25 protein-coding genes are annotated in these 24,402 nt (G+C 64.5%); 7 read left to right on the top strand and 18 right to left on the bottom strand.

Annotation, left to right across the window (positions count from 1 at the left end):
• Positions 1-27: 27 nt before the first annotated feature.
• Genes ACFQX9_RS33150 through soxX form a run of 5 tightly spaced genes read right to left on the bottom strand, consistent with a single transcriptional unit; the run spans position 28 to position 2,415 of the window.
• The gene (locus ACFQX9_RS33150; RefSeq protein ID WP_018455984.1) at positions 28-345 is read right to left on the bottom strand and encodes a hypothetical protein; all 318 of its coding nucleotides are present in this window, start codon (positions 343-345) and stop codon (positions 28-30) included.
• The gene (gene soxA / locus ACFQX9_RS33145) at positions 342-1,205 is read right to left on the bottom strand and encodes a sulfur oxidation c-type cytochrome SoxA (RefSeq protein WP_018455985.1); all 864 of its coding nucleotides are present in this window, start codon (positions 1,203-1,205) and stop codon (positions 342-344) included. The genes ACFQX9_RS33150 and soxA overlap by 4 nt, the downstream gene beginning before the upstream one ends.
• Positions 1,205-1,516 carry a thiosulfate oxidation carrier complex protein SoxZ gene (gene soxZ / locus ACFQX9_RS33140; protein WP_018455986.1) on the bottom strand — a complete coding sequence of 104 codons (312 nt, stop codon included), beginning with the start codon at positions 1,514-1,516 and terminating at the stop codon, positions 1,205-1,207. Before soxZ ends, soxA begins: the two co-directional genes overlap by 1 nt.
• A gap of 15 nt (positions 1,517-1,531) precedes the next feature.
• On the bottom strand, positions 1,532-2,023 hold the full coding sequence (gene soxY, locus ACFQX9_RS33135; protein WP_018455987.1) for a thiosulfate oxidation carrier protein SoxY: 492 nt from the start codon (positions 2,021-2,023) through the stop codon (positions 1,532-1,534).
• A 38-nt stretch (positions 2,024-2,061) separates the two neighbouring features.
• On the bottom strand, positions 2,062-2,415 hold the full coding sequence (gene soxX / locus ACFQX9_RS33130) for a sulfur oxidation c-type cytochrome SoxX (RefSeq protein ID WP_018455988.1): 354 nt from the start codon (positions 2,413-2,415) through the stop codon (positions 2,062-2,064).
• A gap of 258 nt (positions 2,416-2,673) precedes the next feature.
• On the opposite strand from soxX, the gene ACFQX9_RS33125 reads away from it, so the two are divergent.
• On the top strand, positions 2,674-3,345 hold the full coding sequence (locus ACFQX9_RS33125) for a DUF938 domain-containing protein (protein WP_018455989.1): 672 nt from the start codon (positions 2,674-2,676) through the stop codon (positions 3,343-3,345).
• Positions 3,346-3,461: 116 nt separating this feature from the next.
• Here ACFQX9_RS33125 and ACFQX9_RS33120 read toward each other — a convergent pair whose 3' ends face one another.
• Positions 3,462-5,528: a prolyl oligopeptidase family protein gene (locus ACFQX9_RS33120; RefSeq protein WP_026233064.1), complete on the bottom strand. Its 2,067-nt coding sequence runs from the start codon at positions 5,526-5,528 to the stop codon at positions 3,462-3,464.
• A 207-nt stretch (positions 5,529-5,735) separates the two neighbouring features.
• Between ACFQX9_RS33120 and ACFQX9_RS33115 the strand changes: the two genes are divergently transcribed.
• Complete coding sequence (locus ACFQX9_RS33115; RefSeq protein ID WP_377791579.1) at positions 5,736-6,983, top strand: MFS transporter; 1,248 nt, start codon at positions 5,736-5,738, stop codon at positions 6,981-6,983.
• A gap of 141 nt (positions 6,984-7,124) precedes the next feature.
• Positions 7,125-8,369 (top strand): MFS transporter, encoded by a 1,245-nt coding sequence (locus ACFQX9_RS33110; RefSeq protein ID WP_377791578.1) that lies wholly within the window; start codon positions 7,125-7,127, stop codon positions 8,367-8,369.
• On the opposite strand, the gene ACFQX9_RS33105 is transcribed toward ACFQX9_RS33110, so the two are convergent.
• Entirely contained in the window at positions 8,361-8,795 is a 435-nt protein-coding gene (locus tag ACFQX9_RS33105; protein WP_377791577.1) for a helix-turn-helix domain-containing protein, read from the bottom strand. The two genes, ACFQX9_RS33110 and ACFQX9_RS33105, sit on opposite strands and share 9 nt — an antisense overlap.
• Before the next feature lie 8 nt (positions 8,796-8,803).
• Between ACFQX9_RS33105 and ACFQX9_RS33100 the strand changes: the two genes are divergently transcribed.
• Both ACFQX9_RS33100 and ACFQX9_RS33095 read left to right on the top strand, forming a co-directional pair.
• Positions 8,804-9,751: a class I SAM-dependent methyltransferase gene (locus ACFQX9_RS33100; RefSeq protein ID WP_377791576.1), complete on the top strand. Its 948-nt coding sequence runs from the start codon at positions 8,804-8,806 to the stop codon at positions 9,749-9,751.
• On the top strand, positions 9,744-10,256 hold the full coding sequence (locus tag ACFQX9_RS33095) for a DUF2938 domain-containing protein (protein ID WP_085349644.1): 513 nt from the start codon (positions 9,744-9,746) through the stop codon (positions 10,254-10,256). The genes ACFQX9_RS33100 and ACFQX9_RS33095 overlap by 8 nt, the downstream gene beginning before the upstream one ends.
• Here ACFQX9_RS33095 and ACFQX9_RS33090 read toward each other — a convergent pair.
• The gene (locus tag ACFQX9_RS33090; RefSeq protein WP_018455996.1) at positions 10,253-10,747 is read right to left on the bottom strand and encodes a VOC family protein; all 495 of its coding nucleotides are present in this window, start codon (positions 10,745-10,747) and stop codon (positions 10,253-10,255) included. The genes ACFQX9_RS33095 and ACFQX9_RS33090 overlap by 4 nt on opposite strands.
• 91 nt (positions 10,748-10,838) lie before the next feature.
• Positions 10,839-11,384 (bottom strand): carboxymuconolactone decarboxylase family protein, encoded by a 546-nt coding sequence (locus ACFQX9_RS33085; protein WP_377791575.1) that lies wholly within the window; start codon positions 11,382-11,384, stop codon positions 10,839-10,841.
• A gap of 136 nt (positions 11,385-11,520) precedes the next feature.
• Here ACFQX9_RS33085 and ACFQX9_RS33080 point away from each other — a divergent pair, with 136 nt between their 5' ends.
• Positions 11,521-12,735: an acyl-CoA dehydrogenase family protein gene (locus tag ACFQX9_RS33080; protein ID WP_377791574.1), complete on the top strand. Its 1,215-nt coding sequence runs from the start codon at positions 11,521-11,523 to the stop codon at positions 12,733-12,735.
• Between the two features lie 145 nt (positions 12,736-12,880).
• Positions 12,881-14,020 (top strand): acyl-CoA dehydrogenase family protein, encoded by a 1,140-nt coding sequence (locus tag ACFQX9_RS33075; RefSeq protein WP_018455999.1) that lies wholly within the window; start codon positions 12,881-12,883, stop codon positions 14,018-14,020.
• Between the two features lie 276 nt (positions 14,021-14,296).
• Here ACFQX9_RS33075 and ACFQX9_RS33070 read toward each other — a convergent pair whose 3' ends face one another.
• The 9 genes from ACFQX9_RS33070 to ACFQX9_RS33030 all read right to left on the bottom strand — a co-directional run bounded on the left by ACFQX9_RS33070 (position 14,297) and on the right by ACFQX9_RS33030 (position 24,361).
• Entirely contained in the window at positions 14,297-15,334 is a 1,038-nt protein-coding gene (locus ACFQX9_RS33070; RefSeq protein WP_085362044.1) for an amino acid ABC transporter substrate-binding protein, read from the bottom strand.
• Positions 15,335-15,393: 59 nt separating this feature from the next.
• The gene (locus ACFQX9_RS33065) at positions 15,394-15,987 is read right to left on the bottom strand and encodes a L,D-transpeptidase (protein WP_007597994.1); all 594 of its coding nucleotides are present in this window, start codon (positions 15,985-15,987) and stop codon (positions 15,394-15,396) included.
• Positions 15,988-16,183: 196 nt separating this feature from the next.
• Positions 16,184-17,158 (bottom strand): hypothetical protein, encoded by a 975-nt coding sequence (locus ACFQX9_RS33060; RefSeq protein ID WP_377791573.1) that lies wholly within the window; start codon positions 17,156-17,158, stop codon positions 16,184-16,186.
• Positions 17,159-17,242: 84 nt separating this feature from the next.
• Complete coding sequence (locus tag ACFQX9_RS33055; protein WP_377791572.1) at positions 17,243-17,806, bottom strand: redoxin domain-containing protein; 564 nt, start codon at positions 17,804-17,806, stop codon at positions 17,243-17,245.
• Positions 17,807-17,837: 31 nt separating this feature from the next.
• The gene (locus tag ACFQX9_RS33050; RefSeq protein WP_377791571.1) at positions 17,838-18,536 is read right to left on the bottom strand and encodes a cytochrome c biogenesis CcdA family protein; all 699 of its coding nucleotides are present in this window, start codon (positions 18,534-18,536) and stop codon (positions 17,838-17,840) included.
• Positions 18,537-18,847: 311 nt separating this feature from the next.
• On the bottom strand, positions 18,848-19,459 hold the full coding sequence (locus tag ACFQX9_RS33045; RefSeq protein ID WP_018456005.1) for a sigma-70 family RNA polymerase sigma factor: 612 nt from the start codon (positions 19,457-19,459) through the stop codon (positions 18,848-18,850).
• 411 nt (positions 19,460-19,870) lie between these two features.
• Positions 19,871-20,605 (bottom strand): response regulator, encoded by a 735-nt coding sequence (locus ACFQX9_RS33040; RefSeq protein WP_085361898.1) that lies wholly within the window; start codon positions 20,603-20,605, stop codon positions 19,871-19,873.
• Positions 20,606-20,615: 10 nt separating this feature from the next.
• Positions 20,616-22,361, bottom strand: a complete 1,746-nt coding sequence (locus ACFQX9_RS33035; RefSeq protein ID WP_018456007.1) for a DUF3369 domain-containing protein — start codon at positions 22,359-22,361, stop codon at positions 20,616-20,618.
• Positions 22,331-24,361: an ATP-binding protein gene (locus tag ACFQX9_RS33030; protein ID WP_018456008.1), complete on the bottom strand. Its 2,031-nt coding sequence runs from the start codon at positions 24,359-24,361 to the stop codon at positions 22,331-22,333. Before ACFQX9_RS33030 ends, ACFQX9_RS33035 begins: the two co-directional genes overlap by 31 nt.
• Positions 24,362-24,402: the final 41 nt, after the last annotated feature.

Below are 24,402 nucleotides of genomic sequence, written 5' to 3'. Positions count from 1 at the left end.
CGCAAGGCTGTTGCACAAGCGAACAGTCTAACGGATTTCCATCGCCTTCCAGGCTTCTTTTTCGGAAATCGCCTGGAAGATCGACGCCTTCGCCAGCGCCTCGGCCTCCCTGGCTGCGGCCACGGCGCGGTCGAAATCGCCGCCATCGGCCGCCTTCTTTGCGGCGGCCAGCGTCGAGACGGTCACGGTCCATTGGTTGCGCATGCCGGCGGCCTCCTTGGAGGCGGCCTCGGCGGCGGCAAAGGCCGCCTTGTAGTCTGCCTCATCTGCCGCGCGCGCCGCCGGCGCGAGCCCGAGGGTAAGCAGCAAGGCAAGCAGCCGGACGAAAGGGAGTGACAGCTTCATGGCCGCGCTCCCGGTCCCGATATCGGCAGGCCGTTGGCGACGTAGGACAGGAAATATTCGACGTCGCGATATTCATCCGCCTGCGGCTCCAGCGGAACCGCGCGGGTCTGGCTGTTGCAGGTGACGAAGCGGCGGCTGGTGGTGCCCATGCCGCTCCATTCGGAGCGGTAGATCGGCATCGCGTTCAGAATGCCAAGCGCCGGCGCCAGGATCTCGGCGCGGATGCGCTCACCCGGGCTCTGCACATGGCAGCTCGCGCAGGAGAAATTCAATTGGCCGCGGCGGGTGTAGAAATAGCGCTTGCCGTTCTCGAATGCCGCGAGCGCGCGAGGATCGTCGGGGATCTTGATGTCCATCGGCTTGCCGCGCGAGGTGAAGGCCATGTACGCCGTGAGCGAGGCCATCTCGTCCTTGACGTAAGAATAGGGCGCCTCGCCATTGGCCTCGCGGCAGCGGTTGAGCGCCAGCTCCAGCGTGACGACCTTGCCTTCCTTCTCGTCGAAATAAGGATAGTTCTGGCGGATGCCGATGCCGCCGTTCGGGAAGCAGTCCGCATAGGTCTTGCCGTTCTTGAACGGGGTGGCGAACATCTCCTTGCCGGCGTCGAGCGCAAACTCGTAGGGCGGGAATTCCTCCTTCTCCTGCCACTGCCGCTTCATGTCCTCGTTCATGGAATAAGGACCGTTGACGAAATCCTCGTGCTTCACATCAGGGAATTTCTGGAAGAAGAAGTTCTGGAACGCCTTGGCATCGGCGATGGGATCGACCTTGTCGGCCGCCACCACGCGTGGAGAGGTGAGGGCCAACGCGACGAGCGCGGCGCTCAACGAACCAAGCAGGATGGTGGTGCGGGCCTTCATCACGAGATCTTCGCAGTGGTCGTGTCCGACGCACCCTTGTTATCCGTCCAGGAGACCTTGAGATCGTCGCCCTTCTTGGCTCCCTTGAAGCTGAACTTGACGTAGGGGTCCTTCGAGACCGCGGTGCCCCAATCGGCAACGAAGACGTCCTTGCCGTTACATTCGAATTTCAGCTGCTGGATGTAATGCGCCGGGATCAGTTCGCCCTTGGCGTCCTTGACGAAGCCGGTATCCATCGGGTGCTGGATCAGCGCCTGCACCTCGGTGATGTCGCCGTTGGTGGTGGCGCGGACGCGAATGCTGGATGCCATCTCGATCTTCCTCGCTTAGCCGCCGCAGCCGCCGACGGTGACCTTGACCTCTTTGGTCGCGCTGTAGAGCTTGCCGTCGGCCTCCACGATCGCGACCACGTTGGTGGTCTTGGCCATCTTCAGCCGGTTGGCGACAGCAGGGATCGTGCCTTCGGGAATCCTGTAGCTGGCGGCCAGCGCGCTGGGATTCTCGGCCACGAAGAATGAAATCGAGGTGACCTTGTCGAGTGTCGTCGTCACCGAGATCGGCACCACACCGCCGTTCTCGGCGATCTCGGGGGCGTCCAGCTTGACCTTGTCGGACGGCTCGGCGGTTTTGCCGTAGAGCGCCTTGATGGCGTCCGCCTCGCTCTTTTGCTTGAACGCCTCTTCCGGATATTTGTCGTTGGCCGCGGCGCGCGCGGGCGCGGCGCCGAACGGCAGATTGCCGAGGCCGAGCAACGCGACCGAGGCTGCGCCCTGAAGGATCAGGCGCCGCGTCGCGCTTGGGCCGGTGAGTGTGGTCATCTCTGGTCTCCCAACCAAATCTCGTGGCATGCCTGAAGTCACAGGGTCTGCAGGAAATCAACGATCGCGCTGATCTCCTGTTCGGTCAAAATCCGGTTCCGGCCGAACGGCGGCATCATGGTCTGCGGATTGCGCTTGGTCTCGTCGAAGATGATCGCGGTCAGTTCGTTGCGATCGGGGTACTTGGCCTTGAGGTCCTTCAGTTCCGGCCCGATCGTTCCCGGCAGGTCGCCACCCCTGATGACATGGCAGGTCAGGCAATTGCCCTTGCCGCGGTCGAAAGCGAGTTTCTGGCCGTCGGCCACAGCGGACTGCGCCCACGCCGGGGTGGCGAGGCCGGCTGCAATGGCCAGCAAGATGAACAGAACGGGCGTCCGGGAAAAGGCGGTCAAGGCGTTATTCCGAGGCGTTATGCGATGGTCTCGATTACGAAATAGAAGCGTTCCAAAGCACAAAGGGCGCCGCCTGACAATCAAGACTATCCACGCGACAAAATGGAGTTAATATCTTCCCGATTGCAACTAAAGAGATTATTTGTTCAGCCGGTTTGGTCCGAGAGTTAGGGACCGTGGCGCGGGCCGGCTGTTTCCTGAGCGTTTGGGCGCTCAACCTGTTTTCATCGCGTTCTCGTTTTTTCAAGGGGACCTCACTTGGCTGAATATGTCGTCGAATTCGGCAGGGATGGCGGTCGGGTCGAGTCGGATGGGCGGCTCGATGCGCCGGCATTTCATCGCAATCACGAGCCGCTCTGGGCGGCACTGGAACGGCATCTCGCCGGCTGCACCGGCAACGTGGTCGAGCTCGGCAGCGGAACCGGCCAGCACGTGGTCTACTTCGCCCGTCACACGCCCGGCCTGATCTGGTGGCCCAGCGATCTCAACCAGCGCCACCTCAAGAGCATCGAGGCCTGGCGCGTTCATTCAGGCCTCAAAAACATCCGCTCGCCGCTGCGGATCGATCTCACCGATCCGGACTGGTGCCCGGAGATGAAAAGCGGGCAGGGGCCGTCGAGTCTTGCCGCATTGTTCTGCGCCAATGTCATCCACATCGCGCCATGGAGCGTCGCCGAGGGTCTGTTCGCCGGCGCCGGCCGCTATTTGCGGGCCGACGGCAAGCTGTTCCTCTACGGCCCGTTCAAGCGCGGCGGCAAGCACATCGCGCTCAGCAATGCGGTGTTCGACACCTCCCTGCGTGAAGGCAATCCCGACTGGGGCGTGCGTGACATCGCCGATGTCGAGGCGCTTGCCCGCGGCGTTGGTCTTCGCCTTGTCGATACGATGGACATGCCCGCGAACAATCTGACCTTGGTATTCGCGCGATAGGAGGTCGTCATGCCCGGGCTTGTCCCGGGCATCCACGTTCTTCGTGCACCAGCTAAGGCGTGGATGGCCCGGTCAAGCCCGGCCATGACGGTGCGGAGATGTCAGCGCCGCAAACGCTAGCCCTCGTCCTTCCACCCGATCTTGTCCTTTAAGAACCGAAAGCCAATCACCTCGAACCCGGCGCGCTCCTTGTTGTCCTTGCCGTAGCCGTGGCCACCGGCTTCAGGCTCGTAGAACCAGGCCTCGTAGCCCATGGCCTGGAGCTTTGCCGCCATCTTGCGCGCATGCCCGGGATGGACACGGTCGTCGCGTCGCGTGGTGGCGATCAGGATCGGCGGATACGGCTGGCCGGCCTTGACGTTGTGATAGGCGGAGTAGGACTTGAGCCAGTCCCACTCCTCGGGCTTGTCGGGATCGCCATATTCCGCGATCCAGCTCGCGCCGGCGAGCAGCTTCGTGTAGCGGCGCATATCGATCAGCGGGATGGTGCAGAACAGCGCGCCGAAACGTTCGGGGTATCGCACCAGCATGTTGGTGATGAGGATGCCGCCGTTTGATCCGCCCTGCGCGGCGATGCGCTTTGCCGTCGTCACACCGCGGCGGACGAGATCGGCGGCAACGGCGGCGAAATCGTCGTGCGACAGTTTCTTGCCGGCGAGCCGGCCGGCATCGTGCCAGCGCGTGCCGAATTCGCCGCCGCCGCGCAAATTCGCCTGCACCGTGGTGCCGCCACGCTCCAGCCACAGCTTGCCGAGCGACGGGTTGTAATACGGCTTCACCGAATGGGCGAAGCCGCCATAGGCGCTCATATAGACCGGTGCATCGCCGGTCTCGCCGGCGGGGCCGGTCTGTACATAGGGGATGCGTTCGCCGTCGGTCGAGATCGCTTCGTGCTGGGTCACCACGAGGCCGTCGGCGTTGAATGTTTTCGGCGCCTGCTTCAACACGGTCGGGCTCGCGACGCCGCGCTCGATCAGCAGCAACGACGGCGGCGTCAGCGGATCCTGCACATTGGCAAGCAGGTCGCCATTGCTCTCGGAGGGATGGCGATCCAGCGGCCAGATGTCGACGACGCCAATCTGCGGCAGGCCGCCGAGCGACGCGCGGCTCCAGCCTGTGGCCGACGGCGTGCAGATCTCGAATTGCGGCTGGAGCTCGTCGAGGATCGACAGCACCAGCTTGCCTCCGGTCCAGAACAGGCCTTGCAGGGCGCGGCGAGGTTCCGGCTCGAACAGCACCGCGAAATCGCGGCTGCCGGCGAGGAACGCCGAGAGCGACATGCCGAGCACGGTGTCGGCGGCATAGGTCTTGCCCTCGATCGACCAGGCTTCGCGCAGCTTCATCGCGAACCAGTCGCCATGCGCCTGCAACCAGATGCCGGTCGGCAGATCGAGCTTCGTCGTCGCACCGTCTGCATCGCGCAGCCAGAGCGCATGATTGAAGAAGTCGATCTGGTCGACGATCCAGCTGCGCGGGGCCGCAGCGGTGTCGTCGACGATGCCGGAGATCGCCATATGATCGGCCGTGGTCTCGATGATCACCTGCGCCTGATCGACAGGCTGGCCGCGTCGCCACAGGCGAACCGTCCGGGAATATCCCGAGCTCGTCGCCATGCCTTCGCCATGGGCGCTCGACAGCAGCAGCGTGTCGGCATCGAGCCAATCGGCGCCGCCCTTGGCTTCCGACAGCGCAAATCCGTCCGCAACGAAACTCTTGGTGTCGAGGTCGAATTCCCGCAAGGTGACGGCATCGCTGCCACCGCGCGACAGCCCCAAAATGGCGCGCGCGCTTCCCGGCTGCGTGGTGATGCCGCTCAGCAGCCAGTCCTCGCCTTCGCGTGCCGCGAGCTGGTCGACATCCAGCATGATTTCCCACGTCGGATGCGGTTTGCGAAACTCCGCGAGGGAAGTCTTCCGCCACAGGCCGCGCGGGTTGGTGGCGTCCTTCCAGAGATTGTGCAGTTCGGTGCCGCGGCGGCTGACATAGGGAATGTTGTCGGGACGATCGTAGATCGCCGCGAGGATGTCGCGATCGCGCGCGAAGGCCGCTCCGCCGAACGCGTCGAGTGTCAGGCTGTTCTGCCGCGTGACGAAATCGAGCGCCTGCTTGCCTTCGATCTCCTCCAGCCAGAGCCAGGGATCGTCGTCAGGAGCGCTGAGCGTAGGCCTGTCGTCGACGGACATGAACGAAACTCCGGAAGGTCGTGGCGGATAGGATTTGATCGAGCGCAAGCCGTCAAGTGCGCGGCCCATTATCATCGGCCCGATTGCGTCAGAGACATGGCCTGCGCCCGTTTGCGCCGGTTGCCCGCCCTCCCGCGTCCCGCCATAGTGCCGGGAATCAAGCGAGCCCTTGAAAGCACTTAAAAGCCCGTTGGGGCGGAAATGCCGATGCTGGATGTGACTGCAGCCAATGAGGTCGCCGCCGACGCCCGCGTGCGCGCCAATGTGGTGCGCCTTGCCGCCGCGCAGGCGCTGACCGGCGCCAATTCGGCGGTGATCTTCGCCACCGGCTCCATCGTCGGTGCGACGCTTGCACCCGACATGTCGCTCGCGACGGTACCGCTGTCGATGTACGTGCTGGGGCTTGCGGCCGGCACGCTGCCGACCGGCGCGATATCGAGTCGCTTCGGCCGCCGCTGGGCCTTCATCATCGGCACGGGCCTGGGTACGCTCACCGGCCTGCTCGGCTGCTTCGCGATCCTGCACGCTTCGTTTCCGTTGTTCTGTCTGGCGACTTTTCTCGGCGGCCTCTACGGCGCGGTGGCGCAGTCCTATCGCTTCGCTGCCGCCGACGGCGCCAGCGCGGCGTACCGACCCAAGGCGGTGTCCTGGGTAATGGCGGGCGGCGTGTTCGCCGGCGTGCTCGGTCCGCAGCTCGTGCAATGGACCATGGATGTCTGGCAGCCTTATCTCTTCGCCTTCAGCTTCTTGGTCCAGGCGGCTGTCGCGCTCATCGCGATGGGCATCGTCGCCGGGGTCGACATGCCGAAACCGGCGCCGGCCGATCTTCATGGCGGGCGGCCGCTGCTCGAGATCGTGACCCAGCCACGCTTCATCGCAGCGGCGCTGTGCGGCGTCATCTCCTACCCCATGATGAACCTGGTGATGACCTCGGCGCCGCTTGCCATGAAGCTGTGCGGCTTGAGCGTTTCAGATTCCAATTTCGGCATTCAATGGCACATCGTCGCCATGTACGGGCCGAGCTTCTTCACGGGCGCGCTGATCGCCCGCTTCGGCGCGCGCAAGGTCGTTGCCGCCGGCCTGCTGCTGGAGGCCGGCGCGGCCGGCATCGGCCTGTCCGGCATCACCGCGATGCATTTCTGGGCCACGCTGATCGTGCTCGGTGTCGGCTGGAACTTCTCCTTCATCGGCGCCTCGGCGCTGGTGCTGGAGACGCACCGGCCGCAGGAGCGCAACAAGGTGCAGGCCTTCAACGATTTCCTGGTGTTCGGCATGATGGCGATCGGCTCGTTCTCGTCCGGCCAACTGCTCGCCAGTTACGGCTGGTCCGCGGTGAACATGGTGGTGTTTCCGCCGGTGCTGCTCGGTCTCGCCGTGCTCTCGCTGGCGTCCTGGACCCGTCGCCGCAAAGCGCGGCTCGACGCGGCCATGGGCGAGTTCCCGGATGCGATCTGAGATGGCGGGAGGCTGTCAGCAGCGTTGATAGTTCGAGCCAGGTCGAAGTGATTTCTGAGGCTTGGATCGTTACATGATGCTCGTCATGAACAGGCGAGCGTGAAACACGGCGCTCGCGGGGGAAACCAAGGACAAGCGCAAATGCTCGATAACCCCCGACACGACGGATGCGTCGACGAATCCTCTCTCCGCTACGAAGGCTGGCGCATCGTTGCGGTCTGCTTCCTGCTCGCGACCTTCGGCTGGGGGCTCGGCTTCTACGGCCAGAGCGTCTATGTCGCCGAGCTCCAGCGTGCGCACGGCTGGTCGGCCTCGCTGATCTCGTCGGCCACGACGTTCTTCTATCTGTTCGGCGCGCTGCTCGTCGTCTTCGTCGGCGAAGCCGTCAACAAGTACGGCCCGCGCCTCGGCCTGATCGCAGGGACGCTGGCGATGTCGGCCGCGGCGGTCGCGATCGGCGCGGTGCGCGAACCGTGGCAGCTTTATCTCGCGAACGCCGTGCTCGCCTTCGGTTGGGCCGGCACGAGCCTGGCCATGATCACCAACACGATCAGCCTGTGGTTCGACCAGAAGCGCGGCATGGCGATCAGCCTCGCGCTGAACGGCGCAAGCTTCGGCGGCATCGTCGGCGTGCCGCTGCTGGTGACCTTGATCGGCCATGTCGGCTTCGCCAGCGCGATGTTTATCGTCGCCGGCGCCATGCTGGTACTGCTCGTGCCGGTGATCCTGATTGTCGTCGGCCGCCCGCCCGATCTCCATGGCCGGCGCGCCGCGACGAAAACGAAGCCGCAATCGTCGGCGCAGATTCGTAGCCAGGCGTTGCGCGATGTCGGCTTCCTCACCGTGACCATTGCCTTTGCTTTGGTGCTGTTCGCGCAGGTCGGCTTCATCGTCCACCTGATCTCGTTCCTCGATCCCGTGATCGGGCGCGAGCGCGCGGCCGTCGCGGTTGCGGTGCTGACCGCGATGGCGGTGATCGGCCGGGTGCTGTTCTCGCTGGTGATCGACCGACTCAACCAGCGGCTCGCCTCGGCGCTGTCGTTTCTGAGCCAGGCCGTGGCGCTTCTCGTCGTCATCAATTTGCACAATGATTACGTGCTGATCGCCGCCTGCGCGTTATTCGGCTTCTCGGTCGGCAATCTCATCACGCTGCCGTCGCTGATCGTGCAGCAGGAATTCGATTCCGCCTCGTTCGGCGTGCTGATCAGCCTCAACACCGCGATCAACCAGGTGACCTATGCGTTCGGCCCCGGCGTGGTCGGTTTTCTGCGCGATTTCTCCGGTGGCTATGAGCTGCCGTTCTATCTGTGTATTGCGCTGGAGCTGCTGGCGGCGGCGTTGATCATGGTGCGGGGGCACACAAGGCGATCGACCCCTTCAGTCTGATCGCGGCGCGCGCGGTGCCCGCTTGGGCGACCTCGCCTTTCCCGATGCCGCGACCCGCATGAGGCGGCGAAAATGCGGGCATTCCATGTGACTTGGCGCCGGACAGGCCGCGGCATGGCGCAGGCCGTCGCGCATCGCGATAAGCTTGCGGATCGTTCGGTCCAACTCGTCGGCCTTGGCGGCAAGCTTCCGCCGGTCGATACGCGGCCGTCCGTCGGGTGCGAACATCCGGGCAACTTCATCGAGCGAGAAGCCCGCCGCGCGCCCCAGCGCGATCAGCGCCAGGCGATCCAGGATCTCCAGATCGAACAGCCGGCGCAGGCCGCGCCTGCCGATCGGGGCAATCAACCGCTTTTCCTCATAGAATCGCAGCGTCGACGCCGGAACACCGGAGCGCCGTGCGACTTCGGCGATATCGATCGTCATCACGCCTCTTGACCTCAAGTTCACTTGAACTGGCAGTATGCCGCGTCCAACGCCGCCAAGGCAAGACGAAAGGGGAAACCATCATGGACGCTATGCAGAAGGCGATTGAGCAGATGAGGCTTTGGAATGGTCCCGCCGGACGCGCCTGGGTCGAGACCCAAGACATCCTGGATGAGATGTTCAAGCAATTCGAGAGGCCGCTGTGCGAGGCCGTTCCTGCCGGCTCCAATCGTCGCGTCCTGGACGTCGGCTGCGGCACTGGTGGTCTGACCGTTGCGGTCGCGCGAAAGCTCGGGCAAGGCGGCCGTGTGGTCGGCATCGACATCTCCGCGCCGATGATCGGGGCGGCGCTGGCCCGCGCCGAGCGCGAAGGCACCTCGGCCAGCTTTATCTGCGCCGATGCGCAGCACCATAAATTCGACCCGGCGAGCTTCGATACGATCATTTCACGTCTCGGCGTGATGTTCTTCGAAGACTTCGTTGCGGCCTTCGCAAATCTGAGGCGCGCTGCCGCCGAAGGCGCCGGGCTCGCCGTCGTTGCATGGCGGGGCGCAGCGGAGAATCCGTTCATGACGGCGGCCGAACGAGCCGCCGCGCCCCTTCTGCCGAATATGCCTGCCCGTCCATCCGGCGGTCCGGGGCAGTTCGCCTTCGCTGACAAAGATCGGGTCAGGACCATCCTGCTGGAGAGCGGCTGGACCGAGATCGACATCCGGCCGGTGGATATTCCATGCCGCTTTCCTGCCAGCGAACTCGCTCGCTATGTCGGTTGGCTGGGACCCGTCGGAACGATCCTGCAGGACGCCGACAGGGGATTGCGCGAAAGGGTCGTGGATGCGGTGCGGCCCGCCTTCGCCCCCTACGTGGAGGCAGATGCGATCCGTTTTACCGCCGCATGCTGGATGATCCAGGCGCGGGCTTCAGCCGACGCGGCAGGCGAGGTCTCGAATGGGTGAAATGATTGAATTTCTGGTCGGCGCCGCCTTGATCGGATCCGGTGCAACGGCCGTGATCGATGGTTGGGCAGTTCTCCGCGCGCATGTTCTTGGAATCCCATCGCTAGACTATGGACTCCTAGGTCGCTGGCTCATCCTGCTCGCGCGCGGACAGTATCGGCATCTTAAGATCGCGGCACCCGATCCGGCTCCACGCGAGCGCCTGATTGGGTGGGCCGCGCACTACCTGATCGGCATTGCGTTCGCGGCCGTCTTGCTGGCGATCTGGGGGCTCGATTGGCTGCATTCCCCGCGTGTCGGCCCCGCATTGATCGTCGGAATCGGCAGCGCGGCGGCACCTTTCCTGATCATGCAGCCGGGCATGGGCCTCGGCATTGCTGCCCATCGCGCGCCACGTCCCAACGTGGCGCGTCTCAACACGCTACTCACGCATGCCGTGTTCGGCGTCGGGCTCTATGCGGCCGGATGGGTCCTGAGGCTCGTGCAGTGGCGAGGTGCGGACTAGGCCTCCCGCTGCTTCAGCAGCTCCTCCACATCCAGCCGCTTCGTGAACATCGAAAGCTTGCCGTCCGGCCCGAATGGCCATTGCTCCCGCGGCTTGTCCCAATACAGCTCCACACCGTTCTGGTCCGGATCGCGCAAATACAGCGCCTCGCTGACGCCGTGGTCGCTGGCGCCGTCGAGCGCAATGCCGGCCGAGAGCACGCGGTGCAACGCATCCGCCAGCGCCGGCCGCGTCGGATAGAGGATCGCGGTGTGATAGAGCCCGGTCGCATCAGGCGGCGGCGGCGAGCCGCCCTTGCTCTCCCAGGTGTTGAGCCCGATGTGGTGGTGATAGCCGCCGGCCGAGATGAAGGCCGCGCCCGAGCCCATGCGCTGCATCAGCTCGAAACCGAGCACGCCGCAATAGAAGCCCAGCGCGCGATCGAGATCGGCGACTTTGAGATGGACGTGGCCGATCCTGGTGCCGGCGGCGACGGCTTGGTTTTGCGACATGCGGCTGCTCCGTTGATGAACTCCACATAAGTCCGGCCTCGGGACAGTGCTACCGGCCGATCCCGAAACCCAGCGTTTCCGGATAGGCAACTTACGACAGCTCCCGCACCTCGCCCTCCGGCAGCTCGAACTCAAACGTGTTCAGCGTCATCGACACCAGCGTGTAATAGCCGCAGAGACCAATCACCTCGACCACGCCGCGCTCGCCGAGCAGCTTCACCGCCTCGTCATAGAGGCCCTTCTCGACGCCGTGGCTCTCATGCAGCGATTTTGCGACGTCGTAGATCATCTTAGCCCTGGGATCGTCGAAGACGGGCGTGCGGCGGTCGCGGATCGCGTCGATGATGTCAGGGTCCATGCCGCCCGCAAGCGCCAGCCGCTTGTGCGCGTACCATTCGTAATGGGCGGTCCAGTGCCGCGCCGTCACCAGGATCGCGATCTCCGAAAGTTTCGCGGGAAATATCGTATCGTAACGCAGGACCTCGCCGAGCCGCGTGGCGTGACGGGCCATGTCGGGGCTGTTGAGCCAGGCCATCATCGGCGCCGGCGGCTTGCCGCGCTTGCCGGCAATCGACTCGTCATAGGTCTGCCGCTGGCTCTCGTTCATTTCGCCAGGCGAAAGAAGCTTCAGGCGCATTGTTGTTTCCTCTTTGTTTTCAAGCTCGCCGTGGCGGCGACTATAGCGGATGCGTGACACGGAAGTGGTTGAATTCCGCGGGAGCTTGGCCCAGAGTCGCGCCCAACAAACCGACATAGATTGATGGAAACGACCCATGACTGACTCCAGGGCCAGCGAGACTGAGACCGCCGATTTCGAAACATTCCGCAGCGAAACGCGCGCCTGGCTCGAGGCCAATTGCCCGCCGGAGATGCGCAAGCCCGCGACGTCCGACGCCGACGTGTTCTGGGGCGGACGTAACGCAAAATTCTCGTCGGAGCCGCAACGCATCTGGTTCGAGCGCATGCGCGACAAGGGCTGGACCGTACCCGATTGGCCGAAGGAGTACGGCGGCGGTGGTCTGAGCGCCGCCGAGCACAAGGTGCTGCGCGCGGAGATGGCCAGGATCGGCGCGCGGCCCCCGCTGTCGAGCTTCGGCATCTGGATGCTCGGGCCGGCGCTGCTGAAATACGGCAACGATGCCCAGAAGAAGGAGCATCTGCCAAAGATCGCCGCGGGCCTGATCCGCTGGTGTCAGGGCTATTCCGAACCGAACGCCGGCTCCGATCTCGCCTCGCTGCAGACCCGCGCCGAGAGCGACGGCGATGATTTCGTCATCACCGGCCAGAAGATCTGGACGTCCTACGCCAACTACGCCGACTGGATCTTTTGCCTCGTCCGCACCGATCCCGCCGCGAAGAAGCATGACGGCATCAGCTTCATCCTGTTCGACATGACCTCGAAGGGCGTGACGACCAAACCGATCCTCCTGATCTCCGGCTACTCGCCGTTCTGCGAGACTTTCTTCGACAATGTCCGCGTGCCGAAATCGCATGTGGTCGGCACCGTCAATCGAGGCTGGGACGTCGCAAAATATCTGCTCCAGCATGAGCGCGCGATGATATCAGGCATGGGCGAGCGCGGCGTCGGCCGTCCGCTGGGCCAGATTGCGGCCGATTCCGTCGGCACCGATGCGCTGGGGCGGCTCGACGATGCGATGCTGCGTGGCCGCATCGCCAGCTTCGACGTCGATGAAGCCGCCCTTGCAGCCTGCGCCGAGCGCGCGGTCGATCTCGCCAAGGCGGGGCAGGCGCATCCGGCGTTCTCGTCGGCGATGAAATATTACGGCACCGAGCTCAACAAGCGCCGTTACGAGATTCTGATGTCGGCCGGCGGTGTCGATGCACTGGAATGGGAGAGCGAGCGTTCGAAACAAGGTGCTCGTCCGCGCGCCTGGCTGCGTACCAAGGCCAACTCGATCGAGGGTGGCACCACGGAGGTCATGCTCGGCATCGTCGCCAAGCGCATCCTCGATCTACCGGGGGCCTAGGATAAGCCTCATCCTGAGGAGCGGCCGTCAGGCCGCGTCTCGAAGGATGAGTCGGGCCTGCATGGTTCGAGACGGCGCTCCGCGCCTCCTCACCATGAGGGTCACCACGAATTCAGCCGAACCGCACTTTGTTGGAAACACGTACATGGCTCTCGTCCTCACCGAAGAACAATCGATGCTCCGCGACAGCGCGCGCGGGCTGATCAGCGACAAGGCGCCGGTGTCGCATTTGCGGCATCTGCGCGATAGCAAAGACCCAATCGGCTTCTCCAGGGAGTTTTGGCATTCCTTCGCCGAGATGGGTTTTGCCGGCTTGCTGGTGCCGGAAGAGTTCGGCGGCAGCGGCCTCGGCTATGTCGAGGCCGGGGTGGTGATGGAGGAGATCGGCCGCACGCTGATGCCCTCGCCCTTCCTCGCAACCAGCGTGGTCGCGGCCTCGGCACTGAACCGTGGCGGCAATGCCGCGCAGAAGTCGGAGTATCTGCCGAAAATTTCCAACGGCTCCCTGCTCGCGACGCTCGCGATCGACGAGGGCGCAAAACACCGCCCGCTTCAGACCAGCCTCCAGGCCGTGCGCGCCGGCAACGGCTTCAAACTCTCCGGCGCCAAGGCGCTGGTGGTCGACGGTCACGTTGCCGATCTCCTCATCGTCGCTGCGCGTACGGCGGGTTCGGCCGGCGAGCGCGAGGGGCTGACGCTGTTCCTGGTCAACCCCAAGGCCAAGGGCGTTGCGATCGAGCGCACCATCATGGTCGACGCGCACAATGCGGCGCGGATCGAGCTTGCCAATGTCGAGGTCGATGCCGACAGCGTGCTCGGCGAAGTCGACCAGGGAGCCGGCTTGCTCCACGGCGTGCTCGATATCGGGCGGGGCGCAGTGGCCTCCGAAATGGTGGGTCTGAGCGAAGAGGTGTTCAACCGTACCGTCGAGTACCTGAAGAGCCGCAAGCAGTTCGGCAAGCTGATCGGCGAATTCCAGGCGCTGCAGCACCGCGCCGCCGAACTCTATGTCGATATCGAGATCACCCGCGCCGCCGTGATGAAGGCGCTGCAAGCGCTCGATACGGACGTCGCCAAGGCGGCGTCAGCCGTCGCAGTGGCGAAAGCCCGCGCCGGCACCACCGCCACGCGCGCGGTGCAGGAAGGCGTGCAGATGCATGGCGGCATGGGCATGACCGACCAGTTCGACATCGGCTTCTTTATGAAGCGCGCGCGCGTGTGCGAGGAATTGTTCGGCGACGCCAATTACCACACCGAGCAGCTGGCAAGGGCGCGGGGGTATTGAGGCGCACCGTCGCGTCGCATTGGGTGTCATCGCCCACCTTGTGCGCAATTGCGCACTGGGGCGGGCGATCCAGTACGCCGCGGCCCCTCAGTATGCGATTGATGTCTCGGAGTACTGGATCGCCCGTCAAGCCGGGCGATGACAGTTGAGAGAGTGGAAAGCGCCTGCCCCAAGCTCGTCATTGCGAGCGCAGCGAAGCAATCCAGTCTGTCACCGAGGAGCGACTCTGGATTGCTTCGTCGCTGCGCTCCTCGCAATGACGGCGGATAGAGCGCCTTACCGCACCGGCGGCGCGTACTGCACGCCGCCCGCATTCCACAGCTGGTTCATGCCGCGCGGGATCTTCAGCTTCGACTTCTCGCCGATGTTGCGCTCGTACATCTCGCCGTAATTGCCGACGTGGCGGATGATGCGGACCACCCAATCCTTGGTCAGGCCGAGCTGCTCGCCGTAATTGCCCTCGGTGCCGACCAGCCGCATCACTTCCGGCTTCTTCGACTTCAGGGCCTCGTCGATGTTCTCCGAGGAGACGCCGAGCTCCTCGGCGTTGATCATCGCGTACAGCGTCCACTTCACGATCATCATCCAGTCGTCGTCGCGCTGGCGCACGACGGGGGCGAGCGGCTCCTTGGAGATCATGTCCGGCAGGATCATGCTGTCGCCGGGCTTCGACAGGTTGATCCTCAGCGCGTAGAGCTGGGAGACGTCGGCGGAGAGCGTGTCGCATTTGCCGGTGTCGTAGGCCTTCACCACGTCGTCCAGCTTGTCGAACTTCACCTCTTCATACTTCATGTTGTTGGCACGGAAGTAATCCGCGACATTGAGCGCCGTGGTGGTCCCGGTCTGGACGCAGACCTTGCTCCCGGTCAGGTCCAGCGCGGTTTCCTTGTTGCGCGCGCGCGGCAGCATGAAGCCTGCGCCGTCGTAATAGGCGACCGCGGGGAAATAGAGATCGTAGTCGAGCTCGCGCGCCATGCTCCAGGTCGAGTTGCGCGAGAGGATGTCCACTTTCCGGCTCTGCAATTCCTTGAAGCGCTCGTTGGCATCGAGCGCGACGAATTTCGCCTTGCTCGGGTCGTTGAAGATCGCGGAGGCCACCGCGCGGCAGAAATCGACGTCGAAGCCGGTCCAGTTGCCCTTGTCGTCGGGGATCGAGAAGCCCGGCAGGCCCTTGTTGACGCCGCACAGCACCTCTCCGCGGCGTACGGTGCGCTTCAGGGTGCGGGTGTCGTAGAATTCATAGATGATGGCCAGGACGGCGACCAGCACGGCGACTGCGAGCCCGATCAGCAGGCCGCCACGAAAAGTGCGCATCATGTTGCTCTCTCGAAATAATCGGGAAAAGGAATATTCGCTAAGGCGAGGAGATCAGATCAGAGCTCGGGCTTCTGCCGGATGACGACCTTGGTGCCGACAGGGACGCGATCGTAGAGATCGGCGACGTCGCGGTTGACGAGCCGGAAGCAGCCAGAGGAGACCTTGGTGCCGATCGTGTCGGGCCGGTTGGTGCCGTGGATGCGGTAGACCGTGGTGCCCAGATACATGGCGCGCGCACCGAGCGGATTACCGGGGCCGCCGGCCATGAAGCGCGGCAGATAAGGCTGGCGCTGGATCATCTCCGGCGGCGGCGTCCAGTCCGGCCACTCTTTCTTGTTGGTGATGTTCACCAGCCCCTGCCACTGAAAACCGTCGCGGCCGACGCCGATGCCGTAGCGGATCGCACGGCCGCCGGGCTGCACCAGATAGAGATGCCGTTCGGCGGTCGAGATGATGAGGGTGCCCGGCGCTTCGGTGGTGCGGAAGTAGACGACCTGCTTCTGCCATTCCGGATCGAGCTCATAGGCATCGTCCGCGACCAGGCCCGGCTCGTCGCCGCGGTCGGGCTGCTGGGCGTAGGCGTGGGGCGCGGACAGGATCAGGCCGATCGCAGCCACAAACATCCCGGTCAGGCGACGAAAATCCGTCATTTCAAGCTCTCCCCGCGGCCAAAGCCAAATCATCTGGAACCATCAAATCTCAGGGCCATCTTCATGGCAAGTTCAAGGCACCCTTAGACCATATGTCACGAGAATGCTTTGGTTTTTTGACGGACCGCGCGCAATGCCACAAACGGGGGATGGCGCGAAAAGCAGTGGTCGCAGCATCCTCACCGCGCGCGGCCTGTCAGATCTGGTTATTCTCAGCCGCGATCCCGAGCCGCCGGACGATTTCGGCACCTACGGCCCGGGCCTCAGGTCGAGAGCCGATGCGAGGACTGCGAAACCGTTGTCCTGACTGCAATCGGATCACGACGATGCAGTGCTCGTCCTCGGAGCGGCCGCGGCGCTCGACCGTGATCGTCTTGACGTCGCGCCCTTCGATGTGGTCGGCGCGCAACGTGCCGTCGCCCCATAGGCGTTCGACGCGGATATCGCCCTGGCGGATGATCCAGAACGCGCCGGTCACAAGGTTGGCATAACGGGAAACGCCGAAAGCGGCCATCGCGCCGACCGGCAGCAGCACGATGTCGACCGGCCCGGGCGACAGGCCGCGCCAGAGCCTGTAGGCGTAGGGAACGGCGCACAATGCGACGACGATCAGCGCGACGATCCTGATGTCTCTCTTCGAGAACGGCTCGAGGGGGTCGCCGAGACGCATCTCGGGATTGCTGGCATCGAGCGGATTGACCGGAGACTCGACGTCGGGAACGTCGAATTGCGCGGCGATCCGCGCCACCGTGTCGTGTACGTGGGTGATATCGGCGATCGGCGGCGATGTCAGGCGCTCACCGGAGGCCAGCGTGAATGCGAGCTGGAAGCGGGCTTTCGCCCTCTTGCTGCCGGGAACCTGCAATCCCCTGATGTTTTCCTTGGCGACGATCCGCGTCCGCAGTTTTCCGAACGGGCGCTGCTCGCCGATCAATATCTCGTCCGGCGTGATGATCCACACCACCGCCGGCGCCAGCATGATGATGCCGACGAACGCCGCTCCCACGAGCAGCGCGACCACGGAGATGAGTACCTCCAGAGTGTCGTGCGTGAACAGGCCCGGCGTGAAGCACAGCGCAACGGCAGCCGCAAAGCCGGACATGACCAGCCGCTGCGCGATCGAGGCGCCCTCGCGAAGGCGAATGTCGGTGCTGTTGGTGGCGTCGTCCATCGCGGGCGGCTGATTACGTGGCCCGCGAAACTCCACGGACGGGTCCGTGGAGTCAAGCAACAAGGGCGCGACCCGTGCCGGGCGTCAGCTATTGGCGTTCAGCAGCTTTGCCACGGTGCGATCGATCTCGTCATAGCGGCCTTCGCCCTCGTGCTGGAACACGATCTTGCCGTCCTGGTCGATGATGTACTGCGCCGGCCAATATCGGTTGCGGTAAGCGTTCCAGGTCCTGGAATCATTGTCCTGCGCCACCGGATAGGTGATGCCGTGGCGCTTCAGGGCGGCCTGCACATTGGACGCCGAGCGCTCGAACGGGAATTCCGGCGTGTGCACGCCGACCACGACGAGGCCCTTGTCCTTGTACTTGGCATAGAGATCGGTGACGTGCGGCAATGTGTTGACGCAGTTGACGCAGCCATAGGTCCAGAAGTCCACCAGCACGACCTTGCCGCGGAGATCGGCGATATTAAGCGGCTTCGAGTTGAACCAGTTGTTGATGCCGGCGAAGTCGGGCGCGGTGTCCTGGCTGGCGGCGGCGGTGACGACAGGGACAGCGCGCGCGGCCTCGTCGCAGATGCCGGGGATGACGGCGCCTGTTACGGCGATGCCGATCAGTGCGGCGGAGACGGCGAGCAGTTTGAAAGTCATGGAAAGATCCTCCGGTGAAAATGAGTGATGATCACAGGCCGATCTGGCCGGTGGGATAGAAGCCGGTGAGCCACGCCACGATCAGCGTGTCGTATTGGAAATAGGCGGCGAGCGCGAAGCCGATCACGACGACGCCAAAGCCCTGCTGCAGCCGCGGCGAGATGCGCGCGAGACTGCGCACCCGCGTGGTGGCGGCTTGCCCGCCATAGGCGATCGCCAGCATGGGAATCGCCGCGCCGATGGCGTAGGCGATCAGCAGCGTGCCGGCCCAGGTCGCGTTCTCAGTGGTCGCGACCAGCGTCAGGATCGAGCCGAGCACCGGGCCGGCGCAGGGCGTCCAGACCAGGCCGAGCGTGGTGCCGAGCACGAGCCCGCCGAGTGCGCCCTCGCGCTGCGTGGCGCTGGAGTTGCCGAGATCGAGCCAGCCGTTGAGCCGGATCGACAGCCATTCGAACGGCGCCGGCCACAGCATCAACAGGCCGAAGCCGAGCAGCAGGATCGATGCCGCGTCGCGCAGCACGTTCGGATCGAAATCGAACAGCCGCGTGATAGCGCCGAGCAACAGCGCGGTCGCGGAGAACGAGATGACGAAGCCGAGCGCGATCATCGCCGGGCGCAGATGCGAGCTGCGGCCGATCGAGGCGCCGAGCAGGATCGGCAGCATCGGCAGCGTGCACGGCGCGGCGATGGTGAGGATGCCGGCGAGGACAGCAAAGACAAGTTCGAGCATTGGGGCACTCGTGGAGAGGGTCACGAGGGCAGTTCGGGATGAGCGAGGCAGTCGTTACGCCGCGTCACGCCTTCGTGACGGGAGTGCTGCTGCCGCAGCGGTGCCCCAAGCACAAAACGACCCGGAGGGGGGCATCCCGTCCGGGTCGTTGGAGGTCTTGGGAGGTTTAACGAAACCGTATGTGAGCTTTATAGGAGGGAAGTTTTTCCGCCTGATGTTGTGCTTTGTTTCAATTGTTTCGTCGGCGGTAACACTTCCGTGTCCGGGGTAGGGTTTAAACTTGTGTCCTATCCCATTGAAATATCTGAACTTCAGGCGGCGAAGCGCTCGACGCCACAGCCCTTAAGCAATTCGGCCAGTTGCTTGCGGGCGTAGAACATCCGGGTCTTCACCGTGCTCTGCGGGATGCCGATGATCTGTCCGACCTCCTCCACCGACTTCTCATGGTAGTAGACCAGCGTGATGATCTCACGATGCGCGGGCGACAGCTTCTGAACGCAGGCGCGCAGGATGGCGCTGGTGTCGCTGCGGTCGAGCGAGGTCTCCGGCGTGTCGCAACCATCGGCGATCTGGCGCACGTCTTCCTGGTCGATATCCTCGAAGCGGCGCTGGCGCATCGCAGTCAGCGCCTTGAAGCGAGCGATCGAGAGCAGCCAGGTCGAAACCTGCGAGCGGCCCTGGAATTGGCCGGCGGTCCGCCACACGTCCAGAAACACCTGGCTGACCAGGTCTTCCGCCGTGGTCGCGTCGCGCACGATCCGCAGGATGAAGCGGTAGACGCGCACATTGTGCCGGCAATAAAGGATGTGCATGGACGTCCGGTTGCCGTCGGCAATGCTTTCGAGAAGCATGTCGTCCGAGGTCGCCTGAGCGGCAATGATGCTCTGGCTGGCTTGGGCGTTGATGGCGATGACGTTCGGCATTGACTTGGCTCCCCGTAGCGCCGCAACCGAGCGGCGTTTCCTTGGACCAAAGTGTTAATGAGCCAACGTTTCGGGACGTCTGCACGAAAAGCGGAAAATGGTTTCGTGCGCCGACAAATTGTTTCGTCGAATTAGCCGCGACGAAACATTCGGGGCAAAAAAGCGTGTAATTTCAATGTACGGAAAATACGGGGATGGGATTAGGCAGCGAGCGGATGCGCCGGGAACGTATTTCGGGCCTTTGCGTTCGCACTCCCGTGTCGTCCTGGACAAGCGAGCAAAGCGAGCGCCGATCCATGACCCATGACCCCAGGGAGACGTTTTGCGGAAACGCGTGGTTGCCAGCCTCGCGCCACAATCTCTGCCTGGGGTAATGGGTCCTGGCCTTCGCCAGGACGACGATGGGAGGCGCTACGCCTTCTCGCCCGCCGGCGAGAACAGATAGCCGCCGCCGCGGATGGTGCGGATCACGGCGGGTTTTGCCGGATCGGGCTCGATCTTGCGGCGGATGCGCATGATGCGCAGGTCGACGGCGCGGTCGAAGGCTTCGGCGTCGCGGGCATTGGCCAATTCCAGCAGGCGCTCGCGCGACAGCACGCGCTTCGGATTGGCCGCGAACACTTTCAAGAGCCCGAACTCGGATGCGGTCAGCGGATGCTCGTTGCCCTCGTCGTCGCGCAAGGCCTGCGCTTCGAGATCGAGCCACTTCGTCCCGAACCGTACCAATTGCTCCTTGTCCGATTTCGCAGCCGCCGTGTCCGCCACGGCTTTCGCCGGCGCGCTCCGGCGCAGCACCGAGCGGATGCGTGCCATCAGCTCACGCAGCTCGCACGGCTTGGCCACGTAATCGTCGGCGCCGAGCTCGAGGCCGACGACGCGGTCGATCGGGCTTGCCGTCGCCGTCAGCATGATCACCGGCACGTTGATGCGGCTCTTGAGGTCGCGGATGATCGAGAGCCCGTCTTCCTCCGGCATGTTGAGGTCGAGCACGACGAGGTCGGGCATGCTGCCGTCGATCGCCGTGCGCAACGACTTACCGCCGTCGCACAGCGTCACGGTGAAGCCGTGCATCTTGAGGTAATCGCCGACCATCTCCCGGGCCGGGGCCTCGTCGTCGACGATCATGATGTGCTGGCTTTGGGTCATGGTCCTGAGATCACGAAATTTCGGTCGCGGGGAGGGTGATGGTGAAGGTCGAGCCCTTGCCGGGGCCCTCGCTCTCGGCGGTCACCTCGCCGCCGTGCATGTCGATAATACGCTTGACGATGGACAACCCAAGCCCGGTCGAGCTCTCGCCGGCGGTCGGTTTTGCCGACAGCCGCTGGAACCGGCCGAACAGGCGGCCGAGATCCTCCGGCGACAGGCCGGCGCCCTCGTCGCTGACGCGGACGATGGTGTCGCCGCCCTCATGGCTGACGACGACGCCGATCTTGCCGCCGATCGGTGAGTATTTGATGGCGTTGCTGATCAGATTGTCGATTGCCTCGCGAATGCGGTCGGTGTCGCACATGGTGACGACGTTGACGGGCGCGGTGACGCTGATCGCCTGCTGCTTGTTGACGGCGAGCGGCTGGTTGGCCTCGGCGACCTCCTTGACCAGGGCCGCGACGTCGACGGGCTCGCGGCGGATGGTGATGTCGAAGGCATCGGCCATCGCATCCGAGATCAGATGATCGACCATCGTGGTCAGGCGCTTGGTCGCATCGCGGATGTGATCGACCTGGGCCACGACGCCGCCTGACGACGCGCCGGTCGAGATCAACTCCTTCAGCATCTCGGTGCGGCCGAGGATGACGCCGAGCGGATTCTTCAGATCGTGGGCAACGGTACCGAGGATTTCGTTCTTGAAGCCGTTGGCGCGTTGCAGCCGCAGCCATTGCGCCGAGAGGCGGCGGTTGGCCTGCATCAGCGCGCGGGTGCGCTGGGCGACGCGGTCTTCCAGCTGGGTGTTGGCGGCCTGGAGCTGCTGGTAGAGGATGACGTTGTCGAAGGCGATCGAGAGCCGGCTGGAGAAGATCTCGACCAGCGAGCGGTCGGTCTCGGACAGCTCGCGCTCGGCCTGCAGCAGCACCACGACCTCGCGGCCGCTTCCGGTGCGCAAATAGATCACGCTGCGGTGGTCGGCGAATTCGTTCTTGCGGCCCTGGAACGCGGCTTCCACCATCGCGCGCAGATCGGGGTCGAGCGCCTTCGACGAGGTGGTGCCGATGAAGCGGCTGTAGCAGCCGCTGCCGGCGAGCACCGAGAGCTCGGGGTCGATGCCGCCATTGTCGCGCAAAACCAGGATACCGGCGCAATCGACGTTGAGCAGCGAGGCAAGCTGGGTCAGTACGCCCTCGGCGAGCCGCTGCATCGACTTGAAATCGTACAGCGTCGAAGCCGCGTCGATGATGATCTCGAGCCCGCGCCTTGTCTGCAGCATGCGCTCGAGCTGCTGGTAGGAGCGCAGCGCCGCGGTCAGCGAGGTGAACAGCTTGTCGGCGGTGAGCTCGGTCTTCGCTTTGTAGTCGTTGATGTCGTACTGCACGATCACGCGCCGTTCAGGCGCTTGACCGGGCTGTCCGGTGCGCAGGATGATGCGCACGGTCTCGTTCTTGAGCTCGTTGCGGATGTACTCGACCAGCTCGAGGCCGGCGACGTCCGTCTCCATGATGACGTCGAGCAGCACGGCGGCGATGTCGTTGTGCGCGGCCATCAGCTTGCGACCTTCGGCCGCGGAATGGGCGGAGAGGATCTCCAGGCCCTGGCCGTTGAGGGAATAGTCCGAGAGCGCAAAACGCGTACCGTCATGCACGGCCGGATCGTCGTCGATGACGGCGATCTTCCATTTCCGGGCGTCAACATCCTCCGATGCGGTACCGGTGTCGTCGATCAGGTGGAGGACATCGTCCTGTTCGGCCATTGAGAAGTCCCGTCAGTCTCTGTGCTTTGCCCGCCGCCCTTGGCGACCCGGGGCATGATAATGCGAAAAGTAGTGCCTTGTCCCAGCTTGGATTCCAGCATCATGCGACCGCCGAGCTGCTGGGTGACGAGGTTATAGACGATATGGAGGCCGAGTCCCGTGCCACCTTCATTGCGCCTGGTGGTAAAGAATGGGTCAAAGGCCTGGCGCTGCACGTCGGAGGTCATGCCGGCCCCGTCATCGGTGAAGATGATCTCGACGTCGTCGGCCCCGCGCGGCCGCGCCGAGATCGTGATCGTGCCGGCGCGGCCGTCGGCAAAGGCGTGGTTGGCGGCGTTGAGGAACAAATTGGTCAGGATCTGGCCGTAGGAGCCGGGATAGCCGTCGAGCAGCAGCCCCTCGGGCATGTCGACATGGAGCGTGATCGGCGACCGCTTCAACACCGGCCGCAGGCTCGCGATGATCTGCTCGGTGGCTTCGCTCAGTGAGAACTGTCGCCGCTCGGCATGGGAGCGGTCGACCGCGACCTGCTTGAACGACTGGATCAGCTCGCCGGCGCGCTGGAGATTGGCGACGAGCTGCTGCGAGGCGTCGCGCGAGGACTGCACGAATTCTTCCAGCTGCGAGCGGCGCAGGCCGCCGTCGCCCTTGAGCTGGGCCTCGAAGATTTCGGTGCGCCGGGCAAAGCTCGACGCAACGGTGAGGCTGATGCCGATCGGGTTGTTGACCTCGTGCGCGACGCCGGCGACGAGGCCGCCGAGGGCTGCGAGCCTCTCGGCATCGATCAGATTCTGCTGCGCGGCGTTGAGCTCGAGCAGCGCGCTTTCGGCCTTCTCCTTGGACGCGCGCAGCTCGTCCTCGGTCTGGCGCTTCGCGATGGCGTTCTCGCGGAACACTTCCACCGCGCGCGCCATGGCTCCGACCTCGTCGCGCGCGCGCGTGCCCTGCACCTCGCGGCCGAGGTCGCCGAGCGTGATCGCGCGCATCGCCGCCATGATCTGCTGCAGCGGCAGCCGGATCGACAGCGCGATCAGCACGCCGGCGGTGAGGATGATGCCGAGGAAGATCACGGCGATGGAGAGAACGCGACGGGAAATGTCCGCCAGCGTGCGGTCGAACGTCTCCTGCGCCTTTTGCTCGCGCTGGCGCATCTTGGTGGAGAGATCGTCGATGGCGCCGATCGCCTCGGCCTGGTTGGCGTCGATGGTGTTGCGCAGCAGCTCGGTACGGTTCGTGAGCTGCTCGGAGAGCTTTGCAAAACCCTCGCGCAGCGCGGCGGTCCGGGCGGCGAGTCGTCGCAGCGCCATGCGCTGGAGGTCGTTGTCGGCGAGATCGATCATCACGGGGATGGTCTTCTCGATGGTCTCGGTGTTGCGGCGGGCGTCGTCGGCCGCACCCGATGACAGCGACAGATAGTAGGAATTGGCCGCGACCAGCATCGCGGTGAAGGCCTCGCGCGACTTGCCCAGCGAAGGCCAGATCAGCGCGTCGCGATGGCCGGTGGCGCCTTCGATGATGGAGTAAAGGCCGGCCATGTCCCTGGCCGGTCCCTGCACCTGATCCTCGTAGGTCTTCGCGATGGTGGCCTGCACGCCGCGCAGCTCGCCGAAGCCGTTGAGGAAGCGGTCGGTGGTGCGCTCCAGCTCCTCGACCGAGCCCGACAGCATCGGGTCCTTGGCGGCGCGATTGGTCAGCGTCCCCAGCACCGCCTCGCGCAGCAGCAGGATCTCGGCGAACAGGTCGGGGCTCGGCTGGTTGATGTAGCGGTGGATCAGATTGTGCAGCCGCCCGGTCTCGCTTTCGAGCAGCGCCAGAATCCGGTCGGATTCGCGCACCTGGCGCACGTCGTCCCAGGCCGAGCCGAGCACCTGCGAGCCGTTCCAGATCAGCCCGACCAGCACGATGACCACGGCGGAGTTCAGCGCCGCGATCGACAGGATGCGCCAACGGATCGGCACCGCCCGGAGCACGCCGACCAGCCGCGCGCGCAGCCGCCCCATCGGGCCGGGCGACCTGTCTGCATGCTCGCTGTGTCCAAGCC

It is taken from the genome of Bradyrhizobium sp. GCM10028915, from assembly GCF_042666195.1.
Lineage (GTDB): Bacteria > Pseudomonadota > Alphaproteobacteria > Rhizobiales > Xanthobacteraceae > Bradyrhizobium > Bradyrhizobium canariense_D.
This window is presented reverse-complemented; position numbering and strand designations above follow the sequence as displayed.

What these genes read in the sequence shown, in the direction of transcription:
- ACFQX9_RS33120 (WP_026233064.1), bottom strand. Translation starts at nt 5,528, where the DNA reads ATGTCCGTCGACGACAGGCCTACGCTCAGCGCTCCTGACGACGATCCC.
- ACFQX9_RS33055 (WP_377791572.1), bottom strand. Translation starts at nt 17,806, where the DNA reads ATGACTTTCAAACTGCTCGCCGTCTCCGCCGCACTGATCGGCATCGCC.
- ACFQX9_RS33110 (WP_377791578.1), top strand. Translation starts at nt 7,125, where the DNA reads ATGCTCGATAACCCCCGACACGACGGATGCGTCGACGAATCCTCTCTC.
- ACFQX9_RS33070 (WP_085362044.1), bottom strand. Translation starts at nt 15,334, where the DNA reads ATGCGCACTTTTCGTGGCGGCCTGCTGATCGGGCTCGCAGTCGCCGTG.
- ACFQX9_RS33035 (WP_018456007.1), bottom strand. Translation starts at nt 22,361, where the DNA reads ATGGCCGAACAGGACGATGTCCTCCACCTGATCGACGACACCGGTACC.
- soxZ (WP_018455986.1), bottom strand. Translation starts at nt 1,516, where the DNA reads ATGGCATCCAGCATTCGCGTCCGCGCCACCACCAACGGCGACATCACC.
- ACFQX9_RS33095 (WP_085349644.1), top strand. Translation starts at nt 9,744, where the DNA reads ATGGGTGAAATGATTGAATTTCTGGTCGGCGCCGCCTTGATCGGATCC.
- soxA (WP_018455985.1), bottom strand. Translation starts at nt 1,205, where the DNA reads ATGAAGGCCCGCACCACCATCCTGCTTGGTTCGTTGAGCGCCGCGCTC.
- ACFQX9_RS33045 (WP_018456005.1), bottom strand. Translation starts at nt 19,459, where the DNA reads ATGCCGAACGTCATCGCCATCAACGCCCAAGCCAGCCAGAGCATCATT.
- ACFQX9_RS33050 (WP_377791571.1), bottom strand. Translation starts at nt 18,536, where the DNA reads ATGCTCGAACTTGTCTTTGCTGTCCTCGCCGGCATCCTCACCATCGCC.
- ACFQX9_RS33060 (WP_377791573.1), bottom strand. Translation starts at nt 17,158, where the DNA reads ATGGACGACGCCACCAACAGCACCGACATTCGCCTTCGCGAGGGCGCC.
- ACFQX9_RS33075 (WP_018455999.1), top strand. Translation starts at nt 12,881, where the DNA reads ATGGCTCTCGTCCTCACCGAAGAACAATCGATGCTCCGCGACAGCGCG.
- ACFQX9_RS33065 (WP_007597994.1), bottom strand. Translation starts at nt 15,987, where the DNA reads ATGACGGATTTTCGTCGCCTGACCGGGATGTTTGTGGCTGCGATCGGC.
- soxY (WP_018455987.1), bottom strand. Translation starts at nt 2,023, where the DNA reads ATGACCACACTCACCGGCCCAAGCGCGACGCGGCGCCTGATCCTTCAG.
- ACFQX9_RS33080 (WP_377791574.1), top strand. Translation starts at nt 11,521, where the DNA reads ATGACTGACTCCAGGGCCAGCGAGACTGAGACCGCCGATTTCGAAACA.
- ACFQX9_RS33150 (WP_018455984.1), bottom strand. Translation starts at nt 345, where the DNA reads ATGAAGCTGTCACTCCCTTTCGTCCGGCTGCTTGCCTTGCTGCTTACC.
- ACFQX9_RS33115 (WP_377791579.1), top strand. Translation starts at nt 5,736, where the DNA reads ATGCTGGATGTGACTGCAGCCAATGAGGTCGCCGCCGACGCCCGCGTG.
- ACFQX9_RS33105 (WP_377791577.1), bottom strand. Translation starts at nt 8,795, where the DNA reads ATGACGATCGATATCGCCGAAGTCGCACGGCGCTCCGGTGTTCCGGCG.
- ACFQX9_RS33090 (WP_018455996.1), bottom strand. Translation starts at nt 10,747, where the DNA reads ATGTCGCAAAACCAAGCCGTCGCCGCCGGCACCAGGATCGGCCACGTC.
- ACFQX9_RS33085 (WP_377791575.1), bottom strand. Translation starts at nt 11,384, where the DNA reads ATGCGCCTGAAGCTTCTTTCGCCTGGCGAAATGAACGAGAGCCAGCGG.
- ACFQX9_RS33040 (WP_085361898.1), bottom strand. Translation starts at nt 20,605, where the DNA reads ATGACCCAAAGCCAGCACATCATGATCGTCGACGACGAGGCCCCGGCC.
- ACFQX9_RS33030 (WP_018456008.1), bottom strand. Translation starts at nt 24,361, where the DNA reads ATGGGGCGGCTGCGCGCGCGGCTGGTCGGCGTGCTCCGGGCGGTGCCG.